At 69.8% G+C, this 16,016-nt stretch carries 14 protein-coding genes; 7 read left to right on the forward strand and 7 right to left on the reverse strand.

Annotated features, from left to right (window positions below):
- Positions 1 to 145: 145 nt before the first annotated feature.
- Complete coding sequence (locus OG746_RS26095; RefSeq protein ID WP_266718426.1) at positions 146 to 1,510, reverse strand: FAD-dependent oxidoreductase; 1,365 nt, start codon at positions 1,508 to 1,510, stop codon at positions 146 to 148.
- Positions 1,511 to 1,759: 249 nt separating this feature from the next.
- On the opposite strand from OG746_RS26095, the gene msrA reads away from it, so the two are divergent.
- The 3 genes from msrA to OG746_RS26110 all read left to right on the forward strand — a co-directional run bounded on the left by msrA (position 1,760) and on the right by OG746_RS26110 (position 4,331).
- Positions 1,760 to 2,269 (forward strand): peptide-methionine (S)-S-oxide reductase MsrA, encoded by a 510-nt coding sequence (gene msrA / locus OG746_RS26100; protein WP_266718427.1) that lies wholly within the window; start codon positions 1,760 to 1,762, stop codon positions 2,267 to 2,269.
- An 84-nt stretch (positions 2,270 to 2,353) separates the two neighbouring features.
- Entirely contained in the window at positions 2,354 to 4,081 is a 1,728-nt protein-coding gene (locus OG746_RS26105) for an MFS transporter (protein ID WP_266718428.1), read from the forward strand.
- Positions 4,082 to 4,181: 100 nt separating this feature from the next.
- Positions 4,182 to 4,331 carry a hypothetical protein gene (locus OG746_RS26110; RefSeq protein ID WP_266718429.1) on the forward strand — a complete coding sequence of 50 codons (150 nt, stop codon included), beginning with the start codon at positions 4,182 to 4,184 and terminating at the stop codon, positions 4,329 to 4,331.
- A gap of 8 nt (positions 4,332 to 4,339) precedes the next feature.
- Here the strand turns inward: OG746_RS26110 and OG746_RS26115 are convergent, their stop codons facing one another.
- A complete protein-coding gene (locus OG746_RS26115; RefSeq protein WP_266718430.1) occupies positions 4,340 to 5,524 on the reverse strand; it encodes a MalY/PatB family protein in 1,185 nt (394 codons plus the stop codon).
- A gap of 3 nt (positions 5,525 to 5,527) precedes the next feature.
- On the reverse strand, positions 5,528 to 7,120 hold the full coding sequence (gene malX, locus OG746_RS26120) for a maltose/glucose-specific PTS transporter subunit IIBC (protein ID WP_266718431.1): 1,593 nt from the start codon (positions 7,118 to 7,120) through the stop codon (positions 5,528 to 5,530).
- Between the two features lie 336 nt (positions 7,121 to 7,456).
- Between malX and OG746_RS26125 the strand changes: the two genes are divergently transcribed.
- Together OG746_RS26125 and OG746_RS26130 are read left to right on the forward strand one after the other, a co-directional pair.
- Positions 7,457 to 8,050 carry a TetR/AcrR family transcriptional regulator gene (locus OG746_RS26125; RefSeq protein WP_266718433.1) on the forward strand — a complete coding sequence of 198 codons (594 nt, stop codon included), beginning with the start codon at positions 7,457 to 7,459 and terminating at the stop codon, positions 8,048 to 8,050.
- A 26-nt stretch (positions 8,051 to 8,076) separates the two neighbouring features.
- On the forward strand, positions 8,077 to 9,315 hold the full coding sequence (locus OG746_RS26130; RefSeq protein WP_266718435.1) for an NADH:flavin oxidoreductase: 1,239 nt from the start codon (positions 8,077 to 8,079) through the stop codon (positions 9,313 to 9,315).
- 48 nt (positions 9,316 to 9,363) lie between these two features.
- On the opposite strand, the gene OG746_RS26135 is transcribed toward OG746_RS26130, so the two are convergent.
- The 3 genes from OG746_RS26135 to OG746_RS26145 all read right to left on the reverse strand — a co-directional run bounded on the left by OG746_RS26135 (position 9,364) and on the right by OG746_RS26145 (position 11,776).
- A complete protein-coding gene (locus OG746_RS26135; RefSeq protein WP_266718437.1) occupies positions 9,364 to 10,017 on the reverse strand; it encodes a dihydrofolate reductase family protein in 654 nt (217 codons plus the stop codon).
- 78 nt (positions 10,018 to 10,095) lie between these two features.
- A complete protein-coding gene (locus OG746_RS26140; protein ID WP_266718439.1) occupies positions 10,096 to 10,830 on the reverse strand; it encodes a hypothetical protein in 735 nt (244 codons plus the stop codon).
- Positions 10,831 to 10,981: 151 nt separating this feature from the next.
- Positions 10,982 to 11,776: an SAM-dependent methyltransferase gene (locus OG746_RS26145; protein WP_266718441.1), complete on the reverse strand. Its 795-nt coding sequence runs from the start codon at positions 11,774 to 11,776 to the stop codon at positions 10,982 to 10,984.
- A gap of 287 nt (positions 11,777 to 12,063) precedes the next feature.
- Here OG746_RS26145 and OG746_RS26150 point away from each other — a divergent pair, with 287 nt between their 5' ends.
- Positions 12,064 to 12,789 carry a GntR family transcriptional regulator gene (locus tag OG746_RS26150; protein WP_266718443.1) on the forward strand — a complete coding sequence of 242 codons (726 nt, stop codon included), beginning with the start codon at positions 12,064 to 12,066 and terminating at the stop codon, positions 12,787 to 12,789.
- 82 nt (positions 12,790 to 12,871) lie between these two features.
- Positions 12,872 to 13,633: a sulfite exporter TauE/SafE family protein gene (locus OG746_RS26155; protein WP_266718444.1), complete on the forward strand. Its 762-nt coding sequence runs from the start codon at positions 12,872 to 12,874 to the stop codon at positions 13,631 to 13,633.
- A gap of 42 nt (positions 13,634 to 13,675) precedes the next feature.
- On the opposite strand, the gene yicI is transcribed toward OG746_RS26155, so the two are convergent.
- Positions 13,676 to 15,904: an alpha-xylosidase gene (yicI, locus tag OG746_RS26160; RefSeq protein ID WP_266718445.1), complete on the reverse strand. Its 2,229-nt coding sequence runs from the start codon at positions 15,902 to 15,904 to the stop codon at positions 13,676 to 13,678.
- Between the last annotated feature and the right edge of the window lie 112 nt (positions 15,905 to 16,016).

Below are 16,016 nucleotides of genomic sequence, written 5' to 3' on the forward strand. Positions count from 1 at the left end.
GGGTTAGGTGGGTGGGTTTTACATCTACCTGTCGACCACTTTATCCCGTCGCACGTCACGCCTTGAACGCGCGGGTACGGGTGAGGGGAACGCGCGGGTACGGGTGAGGGCCCGGCCGAGTTCGACCGGGCCCTCACCCGTCATGTCACGCCTCGCTGGCGTCGAGCATCTCCGCGCGCTCCACGATCTTCACGCGCTCACGGCCGTGCGGCTCGCCGAGCGCCTTCTCGGCGGCGTCCAGCTTGTACCAGCCGTCCCACGTCGTGTACCGGACGCCGCGCTCGCCGAGGAACTCCTCGACGGACTCCGGGGTGGGCGAGACCGGCGTCTGCAGGCGGCCCTCCGCGTGGTCGGCGAGCAGGTTCGCGACCGCCTCGTTGGCGTCGCCCTTGGTGTGCCCGATGAGGCCCACGGGGCCACGCCGGATCCAGCCGGTCACGTACGTCGACTGCAGGTGCTCGCCGTTCTCCTGGATGACGCGGCCGCCCTCGTCCGGGACGGTGCCGGACTTGATGTCCCAGGGGAGCTTGGGCAGTTCGTCGGAGAGGTAGCCCACCGCGCGGTAGACGGCGCCGAGGTCCCAGTTGGTGAAGTTGCCGGTGCCCTTGACGTTGCCCGTGCCGTCCAGCTCGGTGCGCTCGGTGCGCAGGCCGACGACGCGGCCGTCCTCGCCGAGGATCTCGGTCGGCGACTCGAAGAAGTGCAGGAACAGCTTGTGCGGGCGGTCGCCCTCGTCGCGGATCGCCCAGTTCTCCAGCGTCTTGGCGACCATGTCGGTCTGCTTCTCGCTGCGGCGGGCGGCGATCGAGCCCTCGTCGTAGTCGATGTCCTCGGGGTTGACGATGACCTCGATGGACGGGGAGTGGTCCAGCTCGCGCAGCTCCAGCGGGCTGAACTTGGCCTGCGCGGGGCCACGACGGCCGAAGACGTGGACCTCCAGGGCCTTGTTCGCCTTCAGGCCCTCGTAGACGTTGGCCGGGATCTCGGTCGGCAGCAGCTCGTCCGCCGTCTTCGCGAGCACGCGCGCGACGTCGAGCGCGACGTTGCCGACGCCGAGGACGGCGACCTTCTCGGCCTCCAGCGGCCAGGTGCGCGGGACGTCGGGGTGACCGTCGTACCAGGACACGAAGTCCGCGGCGCCGTACGAGCCCTCGAGCTCGATGCCCGGGATGTCGAGCGCCCGGTCCGCCGTCGCGCCGGTGGAGAAGACGATCGCGTCGTAGAAGGCGCGCAGGTCGTCGAGGTCGATGTCGCGCGGGTAGTCGACGTTGCCGAACAGTCGGATCTGCGGCTTGTCGAGCACCTGGTGGAGGGCCTTCACGATGCCCTTGATGCGCGGGTGGTCCGGCGCGACGCCGTAGCGGATCAGGCCGAACGGCGCCGGCATGCGCTCGAAGAGGTCGATGGACACCCCCGGCTCGGAGGCCGCTTCGGACTTGAGCAGGGCGTCGGCGGCGTAGATGCCGGCGGGGCCGGCTCCGACGATGGCGACCCTCAGGGGGCGAGGCATGGTTCAGGTTCCCTTCGAGTGGTTCCCGCGGTCCGTACGTGCTGGTCGGGCCACGAGTGCTTGTAGGGAAGCCTAAAGTAAGGCAAGCCTTAGAAAGTAGGCGGGTCCGGTCTATGGGCACATAAGGCTGCCTTATGGGGGTCGATAGCTTCGCTTTAGGGGCTCGGCCTAAGCTGGAAGATCTGTGGGTCGCGCTCTGTTGCACTCATTGGATCTGTTCGTCGTGTCAGGTAGTGCAGGGAGTGGCGTATGTCAGAGGTAACCGAGAGGGCAGTGCTGGCGGGTGGCTGCTTCTGGGGCATGCAGGACCTGATCCGCAAGCGGCCCGGCGTGCTGTCGACGCGTGTCGGGTACTCCGGCGGTGACACGCCCAACGCCACGTACCGTAACCACGGCGACCACGCCGAGGCCATCGAGATCGTCCATGACCCGTCCGTGGTCACCTACCGGGACCTGCTGGAGTTCTTCTTCCAGGTCCACGACCCGACCACGAAGGACCGCCAGGGCAATGACCTGGGGCGCAGCTACCGGTCCGCGATCTATTACGTGGACGACGCGCAGCGCCAGGTCGCCGTCGACACCATCGCGGACGTCGAGGCGAGCGGTCTGTGGCCCGGGAAGGTCGTGACCGAGGTCGAGCCGGTCGGCGACTTCTGGGAGGCCGAGCCGGAGCACCAGGACTACCTGGAGCGCTACCCGGAGGGCTACACCTGCCACTTCCCGCGACCGAACTGGAAGCTGCCGAAGCGCGCCGCCTGATTTCGGCGGGCCGGGTGCCGCTCGGAGGAGAGCGGCACCCGCACGCATCTTGTTTCCATGTACACGTAAATGCATGATGGCGGCATGCAGCAGCGGGTAACGACGAAAGCGAGCCCCTTCAAGCAGCCGAAGGCCGTCTGGGCCGTCGCGTTCGCCTGCGTCATCTCGTTCATGGGCATCGGTCTCGTGGACCCGATCCTGCCCGCCCTGGCCGACAGCCTGCATGCCACGCCCAGCCAGGTGTCCCTGCTGTTCAGCAGCTATCTCATCGTCACCGCGGTCGCGATGCTCGTCGTCGGCTGGTTCTCCAGCCGCTTCGGCGCCAAGCGCACCCTCGTCATAGGCCTGAGCGTCATCGTCGTCTTCTCGGCGCTCGCCGGAGCCACCGGCTCCATCAACGGCATCGTGGGCTTCCGGGCCGGCTGGGGGCTCGGCAACGCGCTGTTCATCGCCACCTCCCTGGCCGTCATCGTCGCCTCGGCGAGCGGCGGATTCGGCGGCGCGATCATCCTCTACGAGACCGCGCTCGGCCTCGGGATCGCCGTCGGGCCGCTGCTCGGCGGCGAGTTGGGGGCGATCAGCTGGCGCGGTCCCTTCTTCGGCGTCGCGGTCCTGATGGCCGTCGCACTGGTCGCCACCATCGCCCTCGTACCCGATCTGCCCAGGCCGAAGAAGATCACGTCGCCGATCGCCCCGCTCAAGGCACTGCGCCACCGCGGCCTGCTGACCATGGGCATCATGGCGCTGCTCTACAACTGGGGCTTCTTCACGATGCTCGGGTACGCGCCGTACCCCATGGAGCTCGACGCCCACGAACTCGGCCTCGTCTTCACCGGCTGGGGACTTCTGGTCGCCCTGTTCAGCGTGTACTTCGCGCCGCGCCTCCAGGCGCGCTACGGCACCGCGGCCGTCCTGTACGCGAATCTCTTCTGCCTCGGTGTCGTGATGGCGGTCATCGCCGCCGGGGTCTCGACGCCGACCGTCGTGATCGTCGCGGTCATCGTCAGCGGTGCCTTCATCGGCATCAACAACACGCTCACCACGCAGGCCGTCATGCTGGTCTCGCCGGTGGAACGCCCCGTCGCCTCGTCCGCGTACGGCTTCCTGAGGTTCATCGGCGGCGGCCTCGCGCCGTACGTCGCGGGCAAGCTGGCCGACGCCATGGACCTGAGCGTGCCCTTCTACCTGGCCGCGCTCACCTTCGTCCTCGCCATCCCGGTCCTGGCCAGCGGGCACCGGCTGCTGCGGCAGGCCGAGGCGAACCTGGGCGAGGGCGAGCCGGTGCAGCCGTCGCTCACGCCTGTGGGGGCCGTGGCTCCGAGCAGCGATCCGCGCGTCGTCGTCGCCGTCGGGGACCACGACCGGGCGCCCGCCATCGTCGACGCGGCCGCACGCCTCGCCCGGGACACCGGCAGCCCGCTGGAGGTCGTGCACGTCCGGCAGACCGCCGTCGTCGACGACCAGGCCGCCGATGCCGAGGACCTCGCGCAGGCCCGCGCCGCCGTGCGGGACCACCTCGACCGGCTCGCGGGTGCGGGGGTGGCCGCCACGGGGCAGGTGCTGAACAGCGTCGGGGACCATGCCGCCGCCGGCCGCGCGCTGGCCCGGCACGCGGCGGACGTCGGCGCCCGCGTCGTGGCCGTCGGGCACTCGCCGCGCGGCCCGCTCACCCAGTTCGCCGACGGCAGCTTCACCACCGCCCTCACCCACGCCTGCGCGTGCACGGTCGTCCTCGTCGGCACCGGCACGGACTCCGCGCCGCGCCCGCTGAACGCGGCCGCGCTGGCCGAACTGCGGGGCGCAGGGGCCTGACGCGCACGGGTGGACGTTTACCCGAGCCCCATTCGGTAAGGAGCAAGATCAGTCGACAACGGGGAGGTTCAGGGGAATGTTCGCTCCTGGAAACGGGTGGGTGCGCACGCGCACCGAGGAAGACACCAAAGCCTTCATCAAAGAGAAGGAGCTCGAGCGCTCGATGGAGCCGGGGAAGGGCACCGCGATCCTGACAGGAATCGTGGTGCTTTTCCTCCTCGGCTGGCTGGTGTACGCCCTCGTCCGCTGACCTGACCTTCAGCGGATCGCGCGTACACCGTCGATGAGGGCACTCACCCCGCGCTCCACCTTGGAGCGCGGGCAGCCCACATTGAGCCGCACATGGCCGGCGGCGCCGTACGCCGTACCCGGCATGATCGCCACCCGCTGCCGCTCGACCAGCTCGCGCTGGAGCGCCTCCTCGTCCACGCCGAGGGGGCGCAGGTCGATCCAGGCGAGATAGCCGGCCTCGGGTGGCGTCCAGCCCAGCTCGGGGAACGCCTCTGCCAGGCGCTGCGCCACGTAGGACAGATTGCCGCGCAGGTACGTGCCGAGCGCGTCCAGCCAGGTGCCGCCCTCCCGGTAGGCCGCGATATGGCCGACCACGGACAGCACCGCGGGGGACGACAGACCGTCGGCCTCCTTCAGTCGGCGCAAGTACGCGTCCCGGGACCCGGGGTCCCCGACGATGCCGTAACTGCCGGTCAGCGCCGGGATGTTGAAGGACTTCGACGCGGACGTGACGACCGCCCACCGGGTGCCTGAGCCCGCGTGCAGCGCCCACGGCCGGTGGACGGCCGGCGGGTGGGCGAGGTCCGAGTGGATCTCGTCGCTGATGACCGCCACGTCGTGACGGGCGCACAGCTCGGCCATGCGGTCGAGCTCCGCCGACGTCCACACGTGACCGGTGGGATTGTGCGGGGAGCACAGCAGCAGCACCGAGGTGTCCGGCAGCGACAGCAGCCGCTCAAGCTCCGCCCAGTCTCCCAACGGGCAGGTGAGCAGCCGCCGTTCGTGTGCGGCCACCGTCTTGGGGAAGGCGTCGTACGTCGGTGCGTGCGCGACGACGCCGTCGCCGGGCCGTGACCACAGGCGCAGCAGCTGACCGACCTGGTAGATCACGGACGGGCCGTAGACGATCGACCGCGGGCCCACGGGGGTGTCGTGCCGGGCGGCGTACCAGTCGACGATCGCGGACAGGAAGTCGTCGTGGCGCCAGCGGGAGTAGCCGAGCACGCCGTGGTCGAGCCGGGCGCGCAGCGCCGTCAGGACCTCGGGAGCCGTCTCGAAGTCCATGTCGGAGATCGTGAACGGCAGCAGGTCCGGCACGCCGAAGCGGTCCTCGACGTAGTCCCACTGCGTGCACCAGGTGCCGTGCCGGTCGACGACGGTGTCGAACTCGTAGACAGGGGAGTCGGGGGAGTCCGGTGAGGTGTGTCGCACGGCTCAGCCCACCGGGACCATCGTGGCGATGGCGTCCTTCACGGACTGCACCTGCGGGCCGATGACCACCTGCACGGTGTGCGCGTCGAGCTTCACGACGCCGACGGCGCCCAGCTTCTTCAGGCGCGGCTCGTTCACGCGCTCCGCGTCCTCGACCGTCAGTCGGAGCCGGGTGATGCAGTTGTCGAGGGACGTGATGTTGTCGGCGCCGCCGATCGCGTCGAGGATCGCCACCGCGTCGTACTTCCCTGCGACCAGCTCACGCGGAGCCCCGGACTCGTCCGCTTCTTCCGCGGGCTCCTCCTCCGTCTCCTCCTCGCGCCCCGGCGTCTTGAGGTCGAAGCGCACGATGGCCCAGCGGAACAGGAAGTAGTAGACGGCGAACCACACGGCGGCGATGACCGGCACCAGATACCACTTGGTGGTCGTGCCTTGCAGGACGCCGAAGACGAGCCAGTCGATGACATTGCCGTCCGTGTTGCCGATGAACACCCCGAGGACGGCGGCGGCGAGGAAGCCGAGACCGACGAGGACGGCGTGCAGGAGGTACAGCCACGGCGCGATGAACAGGAACAGGAACTCCAGCGGCTCGGTGATGCCGCCGACGACACAGGCCACGACACCGGAGACCAGGAGTGCCTTGATCTCGGGGCGCATGCTCTTGCGGGCGCAGTGGTACATCGCGAGCGCGGCGCCCGGCAGACCGCCGAGGTAGGCCGCCATCTTGCCCTGCGACAGGAAGTGGGTGGCGTCGGTGACGGCGGCCGTGGGTGGCTTGGAGCAGTTCAGCTGCGCGTAGAACATGTTCAGGGCGCCGGAGACATGGTCCCCGCACACCGCGCCCGAGCCGCCGACGTCCGTGAAGCGGAACATCGCGACGAGGATGTGGTGCAGGCCCACCGGGCGCAGCAGCACCTCGCCCATGCCGAAGAAGAACGGTCCGAAGACCCCCGCGTGACCGATCGCGCGGCCCAGGTCGGTGATCCAGCCGTTGAACGTCGGCCACACCAGCGGGATGAGCAGACCGAGCACGCTCAGCGTGAGCGCGGAGATGATCGGCACGAAGCGCAGGCCACCGAAGAAGGCCAGCGCGTCGGGCATCCGCTGCGTACGGAACCGCTGGTGGAGCAGGCTGACAACGATGCCAACGGCGACCGCGCCGAGGAGGCCCGTATCGATGGACTGGATGCCGATGACATCGGCGATGCCGTAGTGGGCGATCGCCTTCTCGTCGTCGAAGTCCACGCCCTTGGCGGTGAGGTAGAAGTTCACCGCCAGGTTCATCGCGGCGTAGCCGACGAAGCCGGAGAAGGCGGCCACGCCCTTGTCCTCCCGGGCGAGCCCGAGGGGGATGGCCATCGCGAACATCACGGGCAGGAACTGGAAGGCGACCTGGCCGGTGTTGGCCATCCACGTGAAGACCAGGTGGAAGCCCTGGCCCTGAAGGAAGGTCAGGTTGCCGGTGACGGCGTCGCTGGAGAGCGAGGAGCCGATGCCCAGCATGATGCCGCAGAACGCGAGCAGCGCCACGGGGAGCATGAACGTTTTGCCGAGGCTCTGGAGGAACTCCCAGAGCGCGGCCTTGGTCTTCTGCATGGGGGGTCTATCGTCTTTCGGGCCTGGACGGGAGGCTGGCACAAGTCGGCCACCTGGTCACAAGCCGACCGGAGCGGCCGGTCACCTGCCGCGTACAGGGATCGCCCGTCGAGCGGCGTCGAGGGTGTCCGATCCGCCGAGACGGATGAGATCACAGCAGGTCGCGCCATGTCTATGGCCAATCTCGCCCGCCGTGAGCCCTGGTGCTCGAAGGCCACCTCAGCCCTGGTCCTTGAACGTCACCTCCGAGGCCGCGGTGATACGTGCGCCCATGTTGCGCCGCATCATCTCCATCACTGATTGAAAAGTGTGCCGCGCCGTGCTGTCCTGTGCCCCATGCCCACCGACACCACACGGGCGGCACTGCTCGACGCCGCCGAACGGCTCTTCCTCACCAAGGGATACGAGCAGGTGTCGGTCCGTGCGGTCAACGCGGCGGCGGGCATGAACCCGGCCGCGGTCCACTACCACTTCGGCGCCAAGGAAGACCTGGTCGCCGCGCTGCTGCAGAGCCGGCTCGGCCCGCTGTGGGCGCAGCCGCTCGCCGACGTGGAGCGCAGGACGGCCGACGGAGAGACGCCGCGCGTCGAGGAGTTCGTCGACGTACTTGTTCGTCCGCTCGACGAGCTGACCCGGACACCGCACGGCCGCATGCTGCTGCACCTGCTCGCCCGCGTCGTGCTGAGCCGCCGTGAACTCCCCTTCGACGAGCGGTGGTTCGGGCACCGGCCGTGGAGCGAGCTGCTGTGTGCCGCGCGGCCCGATCTCTCCCGGGCGCAGGCCGGGCACCGCCTGCGCATGACGTTCGACCTGCTGCTCCAGCTCTACGGGGAGCCGCAGTTGGCCACCGCCGAGTTGGGCGGCACCCCCCGGCCTCCGGCTGAGGCGGTCATTGCCTTCGTCGCGGCGGGCCTGAACGCCCCACAGTGAACCGACAGTTGAGGAGTTGCACAGCCATGAGCACAGCAGACTCCACCCGCGACACCACCGGGTCCACGCCCGACCTGCTCGCCCCCGCGCGCCTCGGCCCCCTGACCCTCCGCAACCGCGTGATCAAGGCGGCCACCTTCGAGGGGGTCACTCGCGACGCGCTCGTCAGTGACCGGCTCATCGAGTATCACCGGCGACCCGCTGCCGGCGGTGTCGGCATGACGACCGTCGCGTACTGTGCCGTCGCCCCCGAAGGACGTACCGAACGCGACCAGATCCACATGCGGCCCGAGGCCGTTCCGGGCCTGCGCCGGCTCACCGAGGCCGTGCACGCGGAGGGCGCCGCGATCTCGGCGCAGATCGGCCACGCGGGACCCGTCGCCGACCCCGTATCCAACGGGCTGCCCGCGCTCGCGCCCAGCCGCTTCCTGAACCTGCAGTCCTTCCGCTTCGCCCGCCCGGCCACCCGCGAAGACATCGCACGTGTCACCCGCGCCCACGCCCGCGCGGCCCGCACCGCGGTCGAGGCCGGATTCGACGCGGTGGAGATCCACCTCGGCCACAACTACTTCGCGAGCTCCTTCCTCAGCCCGAGGCTCAACAAGCGCAAGGACGAGTACGGCGGCACCCTCGCGAACCGGGCCAGGGTCGCCCGGGGCGTGGCCCGCGCGGTCCGCGACGAGGTCGGCGACGAGATCGCGATCACCGCCAAGCTCAACATGGACGACGGCGTGTCCGGCGGCATCTGGCTCGACGAGAGCCTGCGCACCGCCGCCTGGCTGGAGGCCGACGGCAGCGTCGACGCCCTCGAACTCACCGCGGGCAGCTCCCTGCTGAACCCCATGTACCTGTTCCGCGGCGGCGCGCCCGTGCGCCAGTTCGCGGCGACGTTCCCCCAGCCCCAGCGCTTCGGCATCGAGCGCGTCGGAAAGAAGTTCATCCGCGCCTACCCCTACGAGGAGGCGTTCCTGCTCCCCTCGGCACGCCAGTTCCGGGCCGCGCTGAAACTGCCGCTGATCCTGCTCGGCGGCATCGCGGACCGCGAGACCGCCGAACAGGCCATGACCGAGGGCTTCGAGTTCGTGGCGATGGGCCGCGCGCTCCTGCGCGAACCCGACCTCATCAACCGCTTCGCCGAGGACCGCGCCGCGGACCGGCCCACGCACTCGCTGTGCATCCACTGCAACCGCTGCATGCCCACCATCTACACCGGTACGCGCTGTGTCCTGATCGAGCCGGAACCCTTCCACGCGCGCGGCCACTGAGTACGTGGCGCACGACCAGTGAGTATGTGACCCCACGCGCGCCGGGTGTCACTTCCGCCAGAACAGATGGTGTCGCACCGCGCCCGTCGGGCTCGGTACGACATCGAGGTGGAAGCGGTCGAGCAGGTCGTCGGGGGAGTCCCAGAGCTTGGAGCCGGAGCCGAGCTTGATGCCGTCCGCGACCGCCACGTGCAGGGTGTCGACGAGGTCGGCCTCGAGGAACTCGCGGACGGTGGTGGCCCCACCGCCCAGCCGGATGTCCTTGCCCTGCGCCGCCACCCTGGCCTGCTTGAGGACGGTGCCAGGATCGGCGTCGACGAAGTGGAACGTGGTGTCCGAGAGCGTGATCGACGGGCGCGTGTGGTGGGTCATCACGAACACCGGAGTGTGGAACGGCGGCTCCTCACCCCACCATCCGCGCCACTCGTCGTCCTGCCAGGGCCCGTGCTGCGGCCCGAACTTGCCCCGGCCCATGATCTCGGCGCCGATGTTGTGGTGGAAGTCCCGCGTCAGATAGTCGTCGATGCCGCGGGAGCCCCCCGGTTCCGTGCGATTGGGCCAGCTCGCCGTGGCCCCGGCCCAGGCGAACATGTTCCCCGGGTCGGCGTGTCCGAACGGCCGCTCAAGGCTCTGACCCTGACCGGCGCCGAAACCGTCCGCGGACACGTTGAAATTCTGGACCTTCAACAGTTGCTGTTTCACGGGGCTCCTCCTACGTGATCGACAACTGTGAGACTGCCACGGCGAACGAGACTCATCGCGCAGGCGACGAGCGGGGTGTCACGCGGCGCCGTCCTTCGCCCCGGCCTTCTCCACCGCCTTGTCCTGTCCGGCCTTGGTGTCCGCGCCGGCCTTGCTGTCCGTGGCCTTCGCGGACGTGCCGGTAGCGGGCAGGGCGACGTAGAACACCGAACGCTGCTGCCGGGTGCGCTCGGCGCGGGCCTTGGCGACCAGGGCCTCCAGCGTGTTGCGGACCACCTTGGTGCTGAACTCCCGCTTGGGGTGCTTCTTTTCCAGCGTCGCGGTGATCTCGGCGGCCGAGCGCGGGCTGGTCTCGGCGCCCAGCTGGGACACGATGAGCTCGACCAGCGTGGAGCCCTGCGGCTCGGTCTTCTCGGCGGCGGGCGCGGCGGGCGCGCTGGGCTTGGTGGCTGCCGCGGCCTTGGCGGGCTTCGCGGTCTTGGCCGCCTTCGCGGGGGCTCCGGCCGTCTTCTTGGCCTGCGCGGGCTTCGCCGCCGTCGTGTCCCGTGCCTTCTGGCGCGGAACCTTGCCCGCGGCCTTGCCGGCCGGCTTCTCCGCGAGGGGCGCCGGAAGGGGCGGGAGATTCCCGCTGCCGAGGGACTTCAGCATGCTCTCCAGCAGCGTGCGGTTCTCCTCGAGGGTGCCCAACTGGGCCTGCAGCGCGGAGATTTCCTCGCTGATCCGCTTCAACTCGCTCTCGTTGTTGGCGATGTCGTCCTGGATCCGGTCGGCGTAACGGGACTTGAGCTCGGTCTGGTGCGTGGTGTCCGCCATGATGGCTCGCTTCCGTGGAAAGGAGTGATCTGTCGGTGTGTGCACGTGTGTGCTGTAGGGCCGGATGGTACTCACCCGGGTGCCCATCATGTGGCACGTCAGCGCAGATCGGTCTCCTTTTACGGTACGGGAGTTGGCGTGTTGACGCGCATCAGGGCTTGCGTCCGATGCCGCCGAAGCTGCTGACGGGCTCCGGGAGTTCACCCTCGACGTCATCGGGGCGCCACTGGGACACCGAGGTCAGACCCGGTTCGACCAGCTCGAATCCCTCGAAGAAGCGACCGATCTGCTCGGGGGTGCGATTGGTGCGCGGGTTGTCACTGGTGCTGTTCCACTGTTCGACCATCGCGCGGGTGGATTCGGGGTGGTATGCCTCGGTACTGTCGCACAGAACCAGGTGACTGCCGCTGGGCAGCGCGCTCTTGAGTTCCTCGACGATCGTGTAGGCGCGGTCGTCGGTGACATGGGCGACGACCCCGAGCAGCATCAGGGCGATGGGACGGGTGAAGTCCAGCGTGTCCCCGGCCTGCCGGAGGATGTCGGCGGGGTCGGTCAGATCGGCCTCGATGTAGTCGGTGGCTCCCTGCGGAGTGCTGGTCAGCAGGGCCTCAGCGTGCCGCAGCACGACCGGGTCGTGGTCGACGTAGACGATGCGCGCCGTGGGGTCGTGGCGCTGTGCCACGTCGTGGGTGTTGTCGATGGTGGGCAGCCCGGTGCCGATGTCGAGGAACTGGTCGATGCCCACGTCCCGTACGAGGTGGGAGACGGTACGGGCGAGGAAGGCGCGCTGCGCGCGGGCCACGTGCACGATCTCCGCGTTGACCTGCTGAATGGCATCGCCTACCTGGCGGTCGACCTCGTAGCAGTCCTTGCCGCCGAGCCAGTAGTTCCAGATGCGGGCCGAATGCGGGGAGTCACTGTCGATCAGCGGACGGTCCTGGGGCACGAGTCGCTCCGAAGGGTCGATGGGTCGCCGTGGGTCACGTGTCAACCAGGGTATTCCATGCGGCAGTTGAGGCGGTGGTGAGGTGTGGGGCTGCGTGGTGTGCGAGGTGGTGGCCGGCGTGGCCGGTACGTGGGTGGGTGTGACGCCGGTGACCGGCGTTGCCCCCTACGGCTGCCGCTCCGTCGCAGGTCAGACGTTTGTGCAGGTCGGAGGGGGTGGCGTAACACCCGCGAAACATCAGAGGGCGTACGGTCTGCCGTCACATGCACCACGGAGAAGGGACGGGCATGGAAGACCGTGACGGATCGCGGGCCGACCGGGCACGCCGCGTCGCCGACGTGCTGCGCCAGCGCATCGTCGACGGCGCGTACGAGGGTGTGCTGCCGGACGAGCGCGCCCTCGGCCGGTCCCTCGGGGCCACCCGCAACGCCGTGCGCGAGGCGCTGAACATGTTGCGGGACGAGGGTGTCGTGACCCGGCGGCGTGGCATCGGCACCCTCGTGACCGGCCACAAGGCCGGCCACGGACTCGCCCGACTGGTCGGCCTCGCCGAGGAGTTGACCGCGTACGGCACGGTCAGCAACGAGGTGCGCGAGGCACGCGTCGTGCCGCACGCCCCGCCCGCGATCACGCAACGCCTCTGCCTCCCGGAGCGCTCCGAGGCGGTCTACATCGAGCGCCTGAGATCACTCGACGCGGATCCGCTCTCCCTGGACTCGACCTGGCTCGCCCCCGACATCGGCCGCCCGCTGCTCGACCGCCACCTGGCGGGCCGCGATCTGTTCGCGCTCATCGAGGAGACCAGCGGCACGCGGCTCGGCAGCGCCGAGGTGACCGTGCACGCCGTCACCGCGGACCCGGACACCGCGCGCCTCCTGGGAGTGGCGGAGGGCGCCGCGCTGTTCACCATCGACCGGCTGACCCGGCTCGCGGACGGCCGCCCGGTCGACGCCGAGTCACTGCGGGTGCGCGCGGACCGCTTCGCCCTGCGGGCCGTCCTGCCGAGGGACTGACGGAGCCGATCATGCGAAGCGAACCACGAAGCGAACGACAAAGCGAACGACGAAGAGAACAACAGAGCGGGCGGTAGCGCACATGACCCTGGACACCACACACCTGGTCCTCCTCGCGGTGGCCGGGCTGCTCGGCGGCATCGGGATCACCGCCATCGGACCCGGCGGAGTGCTGCCCACCATCGGCCTGTTCCTGTTCTCCGGCCTCACGCCCTCGGGCGTGGCGGGCACCGCGATCGTCACCCACGTCGCCACGGGCCTGCTCGGCACGGCGGCGTACGCCCGGTCGGGACAGCTCCGCGACCCGGGAACCCGGCGCTGCGCCGCCGCACTCGCCGGAGCCGCACTCGTGGGGGCGCCGCTGGGCGTGCTGTGCAACACCCTGGTCGCAGGGCGCGGCTTCGGGATCCTGCTGGCCTGCGCGGTCGTCGTCACCGGCATCCTGGTGTGGGTGCGCGACCGGCGCGCTCCGGAGGGTGCCGAGCGGGCGCACATCCCGATGGGCCGCACGGTCCTGATCGGCGTCGTCGTCGCGGTCGTCGCGGGCCTCTTCGGGCTCGGCGGCCCCATGCTGAGCGTGCCACTGCTCGTGGTGGCCGGGCTGCCGGTCCTGTCGTCGCTGGCCGCCGCCCAGGCCCAGTCGATCGTCATCGCGAGCGTGGGCACGGTGGCGTATGTGCTGCACGGATCCGTCGACTGGCGGCTCGCGGCCCTGGTGGGCATCCCGGAACTGGTCGGCGTGCTCATCGGCTGGCGCATCGCACACGCCATCCCGGCCCGACGCCTGAAGTACGCGATGGTGGCCTTCCTCCTGCTGTCGGCGCCGTTCCTGGCCCTGCACTGAACAGGGCCTATTGCCCTGCACTGAACAAGGCCCCGCCGCGCGTCAGAGCCGCTTCACCGTCACCTCGTCGACCCCGTGCCCCTCCACGACCGCCGCCTCTCCGGTCGTACCGTCCCGCACCACCCGATACGTCGCCGCCACACCGCCGTGCTGATCGGGCACCGTCACCGTCACGTCCTCCGTGTCCGGGGTGACGAGCAGCGTGAGCCCGGTGAGCCAGTCGCCGTCCGGGCGTGACGCGTCCGCGCCCATCGGCAGGACCGCGCCAGGACGCACGTACAGCGGCAGGCTGTCGAAGCCGTGCTGCTCGCGCCGCCAGGCCGGGCCCTCGACCCGCTCGCCGGTGAGGAGATGGGTCCACGTGCCCTCGGGGACGTAGAACTCGACGTCGCTGTCCGCGGAGAACACCGGTGCCACCAGGAGGTCGGGGCCGAGCATGTACTGGCGGTCCAGGGCGCGCGCCGTCGGGTCGTCGGGGAAGTCGAGCAGCATCGGGCGCATCAGCGGCACGCCCGTCGTGTGCGCCTCGACCGCCGCGCCGTACAGGTACGGCATCAGGCGGTGCTTGAGCTTCGTGAACTTTCCTGCCACGTCGACCGCTTCGTCGCCGAACTCCCACGGCACCCGGTACGAGGACGAGCCGTGCAGGCGGCTGTGCGAGGAGAGGAGACCGAAGGCCAGCCAGCGCTTGAAGACCGCCGCGTCGGGGGTGCCCTCGAAGCCGCCGATGTCGTGCGACCAGAAGCCGAAGCCGGACAGGGAGAGGGACAGGCCGCCGCGCAGCGACTCCGCCATCGCGCCGAACGAGGACCAGCAGTCGCCGCCCCAGTGCACCGGGAACTGCTGCCCGCCCGCCGTCGCCGAACGGGCGAAGAGGACGGACTCGCCGCGGCCGCGCTCCTTCTCCAGGAGATCGAAGACGACCTGGTTGTACAGGTGCGTGTAGTAGTTGTGCATGCGCTCCGGGTCGGAGCCGTCGTGCCAGACGACATCCGTGGGGATGCGCTCGCCGAAGTCCGTCTTGAAGCAGTCGACACCCTGGTCGAGCAGCACCTTGAGCTTGGAGCGGAACCAGGCGCAGGCCTCCGGGTTGGTGAAGTCGACGAGCGCCATCCCCGCCTGCCACAGGTCCCACTGCCAGATGTCGCCGTTCGGCCGCTTCACCAAATAGCCCTGGGCCGCGGCCTCTTCGAACAGGGCCGACTTCTGCGCGATGTACGGGTTGATCCACACGGAGATGCGCAGTCCGCGCTCCTTGAGGCGGGCCAGCATGCCCTCCGGATCGGGGAAGACCGCGGGATCCCACTCGAAGTCCGACCACTGGTACTCGCGCATCCAGAAGCAGTCGAAGTGGAAGACGCTCAGCGGGATGTCGCGCTCCGCCATCCCGTCGACGAACGACGTCACCGTCTCCTCGTCGTACTGCGTCGTGAACGACGTCGTCAGCCACAGGCCGAACGACCACGCGGGCGGCAGCGCCGGGCGGCCGGTGAGCGCGGTGTAGCGGCGCAGCACGTCCTTCGGGGTGGGTCCTGCGACGACGTAGTACTCGAGCGACTGGTCCTCGACGCTGAACTGCATCTGACCGACCGACTCCGAGCCGATCTCGTAACTGACCCTTCCGGGGTGCGCGACGAACACGCCGTAGGCACCCGCGGGGGAGACGTGCAGGCTGAACGGGACGTTCTTGTACGCCTGTTCGCTGCTCGTGCCGCCGTCGGCCTGCCACATGTCGACGACCTGGCCGTTCCTGACGAACGGGGTGAAGCGCTCGCCGAGGCCGTAGACCTGCTCCCCGACGCCGAGCGACAGCTGCGCGGCCATGTGGTGCGCCCTGTCGCCCGTCCGGAAGAAGGCGGTGCCCTTGCCGCCCGAGGAGGTGACCTCGCGGCCGTCGGCGTCACGGAAGGACAACTGCCAGGGCGCCGCCTCGTCGAGGTGCACGGACAGCGGCCCGCTGGACAGCTCGACCCTTGTGCCGTCGCGGCGCACCTCACCGGCGCCGGCGTCCTCGCCGGGCAGCCGGAAGTCCGGCCCCGGGTGCCGCTTTCCCGCGTGGTGGGTGACGCGGACCCCGATGACGCCCTCGGCCGGGGTGAAGCAATCGACCGTCAGCAAGGGGGAGTTGAGGGTGTCGCCGCGCCGCTGGATCCGCTTGTCCGCGGCGAACGCGGTGAAGCGGTCGGCGTCGACGCGCAGGTCGCGGACCTCGGTGGCGTACGAGGCCTCGACCCCGTCGCGCATCAGCCAGAAGCCGTCGGTGAACTTCATCATCTTCCTCGGGGTGGGCAATGTGCGTGGGCAGGGCGCCGCTACACCGCATTTGAGCTCACGCGCATCGAAAGATCAAGAGGTCGGTACGAGGAATCGTCGAAGCGCTTCG

It is taken from the genome of Streptomyces sp. NBC_01016 (assembly GCF_026341035.1).
Taxonomy (GTDB): domain Bacteria; phylum Actinomycetota; class Actinomycetes; order Streptomycetales; family Streptomycetaceae; genus Streptomyces.